Here is a 3979-nt window from a genome sequence, read left to right on the forward strand (position 1 = left end):
CTCCTGGAGTTTCATCAGCAACCCCTTGGTCTCTCCGGCCGCGAAGTTACCCTCCGGCATCAGGATGATAGGCGACAGATCGGGACCGGCCAGGGCTGTCACACTCACCAGCGCACTCTGGGAACAAACCCCGGTCGTGCCCACCAGGGTAAAGGTCTGCACCCCGGCTGTGGTCAGGCTGGCCGACAGGGCTGAGCCGGTGGTGGGGCTGGTCAGCAAGACCGTCGAAGGAGCGGTCCACTGGTAGGAGGTGGCCCCACTGGCCGATAGGCTCACCACCACCCCCACATTGGCCTGGGGTAAGGTTACTCCCGTCGAAAGACTTAGCACGGTGTTGCTGCTGACGGTGGTAGTAGCCGAAGCCGTACAGCTATTGGAGCCGGTCACCAGCACCGAATAGGTGCCCGGTGTGGTAACTGGCAGAATAGCATTGGGGCTACTGTTGCTCCACAGGTAAGTGCCCCCGCCCGTAGCGGTCAGGCTAAGGCTGGTGGTGGTGCAGCTCAGAATCGGATTCGAAGGAAGGATGCTGGCCGAGGGCGTGGCGTTGACCGAAAGGGATGTGATGGCCGTGGTGGCGTTGCCGTTCTGACTGACTATCAGGGTGAAGCTCTGGGTGCCGCTGCCGGAAGTTGTCCAGGGCTGACTCAGGGTGGGCGAGCTGGCTGTTGCGCTGGTGGTGCTGCTGCCGTTGGTGAGGGTGAAGCTGTAGCTGCCGGTCAGGTTGCCGATGGTAGCGGAGAAGCTGGTCACACTGCCTGCACAAATGGTGGCCGGACTGGCGATAAAACCCGAAAGAGTAATCCCCGTCGACTCAAAGAAATAAGCCGAACCGGCATTGGTAAGAGTGTTGGCTCCCGAAGCATCTTCATCGTCCTGGTAGGCCCCCGCTACGATCCGGTTCCCGCTGATGGCTACCGAATAGCCAAAACCATCATTAGCTGACCGGTCGGAAGCCACCAGTTTCTGCACCTGGCCCCAGTTGCCTCCTCCCCCCTGATTCTGGCTGAATACGTAAGCCGATCCAGCGAATGCGAGTGTATTACCTCCTGCGGCATCTTCAGAGTCTCCAACGGAACCTACCACAATCGTACTACCGCTGATGCCCACTGACTGACCAAAATAATCATTGGCTCCCCGGTCAGCAGCCACCAGCTTTTTCACCTGGCCCCAGTTATCCGTACCGCCCTGATTCTGGCTGAATACGTAAGCCGATCCAGCGAAAGTAAGTGTATTACCTCCTGCAGCATCTCCAGAGTCCCTGTAGGCACCTACCACGATGGTGTTGCCATTGATGGCCAACGAATAGCCAAAATAAACATACGTCCCCCGATCCGAAGCCACCAGCTTTTTCACCTGACCCCAGGTATCCGTCCCCCCCTGGTTTTGACTGAATACGTAGGCTGAACCCGCACCCATCACCGGATTACCGCCTACAGCATCATCCGCTTCATTGTAGGCACCTATCACAATGGTATTACCACTGATAGCCACTGAATAGCCAAATAGGTCCCCTTCTCCCCGGTCCGAAGCGACCAGTTTTTTGACCTGCCCCCAATTATTAGCACCCCCTTGATCCCGACTGAACACATAGGCCGAACCCGCACTTGGGAGCGAGTTACCACCCGTCCCGTCTTCTTCAAAAATAGCTCCCACCACAATCAGACTGCCACTGACGGCCACCGAAATACCAAACTGATCGTCGGCTCCCCGGTCCGAAGCGACCAGCTTTTTAACCTGGCCCCAGTTGTCGGCACCACCCTGGTTCTGGCTATATACATAGGCCGAACCCGCGTCAATAAGCGTATTCCCCCCGGCAGCATCGTCATCTTCCTGATTGGCACCTATCACAATGGTATTGCCGCTGATAGCTACGGAATAGCCAAATCCATCATTAGCGTCCCGATCAGCTGCGACTAGCTTTTTGATCTGGGTCCAGGTGCCGTTCTGACGTTTGAGCACATAGGCCGAGCCTGCATTGAGCAGAGGCTGACCACTACTGGCATCCGTATAATCCTGATAAGCCCCTACCACTGCATAATCGCCATCAATGGCAACTGAGAAACCATACTGCTGTCCACCCACATAATCCATTAGGGTCACTTTCTGCTCCTGCCCCCAGTTGCCTGTACCGCCCTGGTTCTGATTGAACACATACGCCGAACCTGCACCCGTCAGCGTATTCCCACCCGTAGCGTCTTCGCCGTCCTGATAGGCTCCTACCACAACCAGACTACCACTGATGCCCACCGAAATGCCAAACTGATCGCCAGCTCCCCGGTCGCTGGCGACAATCTTTTTGACCTGTCCCCAGTTACCCGCTCCCCCCTGGTTCTGGTTGAACACGTAGGCGGCTCCAGCACCGCTTAGCATATTGCCACCAGCAGCATCTCCAGAATTTATAGGCGCTCCCACCACAATCGTACTACCGCTGATACCCACTGAAACACCAAATGTATCCCCAGCTCCCCGGTCGCTGGCAACAATCTTTTTGACCTGTCCCCAATTGTCGGTGCCCCCCTGGTTCTGGCTGAACACGTAGGCTGAACCCGCTTTTATAAGTGTATTGCTCCCCGTAGCATCTTCATTTTCCCAATAGGCCCCCACCACAATCAGACTTCCACTAATGGCTACCGAAGAGCCAAAATCATCATCCGCTGCCCGGTCAGCGGCTACCAGCTTTTTAATCTGGCCCCAGTTGTCGGTGCCTCCCTGGTTCTGGCTGAACACATAGGCCGAACCCGAATTACTGAGTGAATTACCTCCTGCTGCATCTTCATCTTCTCGGTAGGCTCCCACCACAACCAGACTACCACTGATGCCCACCGACCAGCCAAAGGTATCAGTTGGCCCCCGGTCTGAGGCTACCAGTTTCCTGACCTGTCCCCAGTTATCAGCCCCGCCCTGGTTCTGGGTGAATACATAGGCCGCACCCGCAGTATTCATCTGATTTCCCCCTTCAGCATCACGAGATTCCCCAGGAGTACCCACCACAACAGTATTGCCATTGATGGCCACCGAATAGCCAAACCGAGCAATAACTGCTCGGTCAGTAGCTACCAGCTTTTTGACCTGCCCCCAGTTATCAGTGCCCCCCTGGTTCTGGCTGAACACATAAGCCGAGCCTGAATTTAAAAGTGGATTGCCACCCGTAGCATCCTGGTCTTCCAGGTAGGCTCCTACTACAATCAGGCCACCACTGATAGCCACTGAACTGCCAAACAAATCACCAGATTCCCGGTCAGCGGCCACCAGCTTTTTGATCTGGGTCCAGGTGCCGTTCACGCGCTTAAACACGATGGCCGAACCTGCATACCCCAGCATAGTATTGCCATTAGCATCCTCAGATTCATAAGGCGCTCCTACTACGGCATAGTCCCCATCAATAGCGATTGATGTACCAAAATTATCACCCGATCCTCTGCCTGAGGAGGTGAGTGTGCGTCGGTCTGATGCCGCCGTTTTAATGATCTGGTTCCAGTCCTGAGCCAGTAACGAGTTTGAGAAAAGTAGCAATGCCAGTAGCCAGAGACTTTGCTGGCCCTGCCTCCCAAAGAAATATCGGGTAGCCCCCGCGCAGGTAGCAACCTGTCGGAATGAGAAAAAGAAAGTAGCCCGAAAAAGGCCAACCCAATGGGTTTGTTGTGAGTAGAAACGGTTCATAAACGGATCAGAGGCTTGTGCTGGTTGTAGCCCATTTAGACTACCCCAAAACTCCCCTCAATCCCACCTTCGCTGTTAACCCATTTTCGACATTCTTTTGCTCGTTTTCGACATTCTACCTTATATCACAAAAAAATAGGCTCCAATTGGAGCCTGAATAAAACACAATACCAGAAAACTGATACATATATACTAACCCCTAAGCTTCTGGCCCGGTCAGTGCGGGAACACCAAAAGCAACCAAGCAAAGGCCACTTTACAGGCCATTGATGATACGAGCGTAGACGTTGTTGAGCCGATTCACATCATAACTCCC

Annotated in this window: 1 protein-coding gene; it reads right to left on the reverse strand. The window is 54.6% G+C overall.

The features are described 5' to 3' along the window. The coding region (locus ACYVGR_RS11955) for a hypothetical protein (protein ID WP_460956813.1) at positions 1–3663 on the reverse strand (3663 nt) is incomplete at its 3' end. Positions 3664–3979 lie beyond the last annotated feature (316 nt).

The organism is Spirosoma litoris (genome assembly GCF_054776755.1).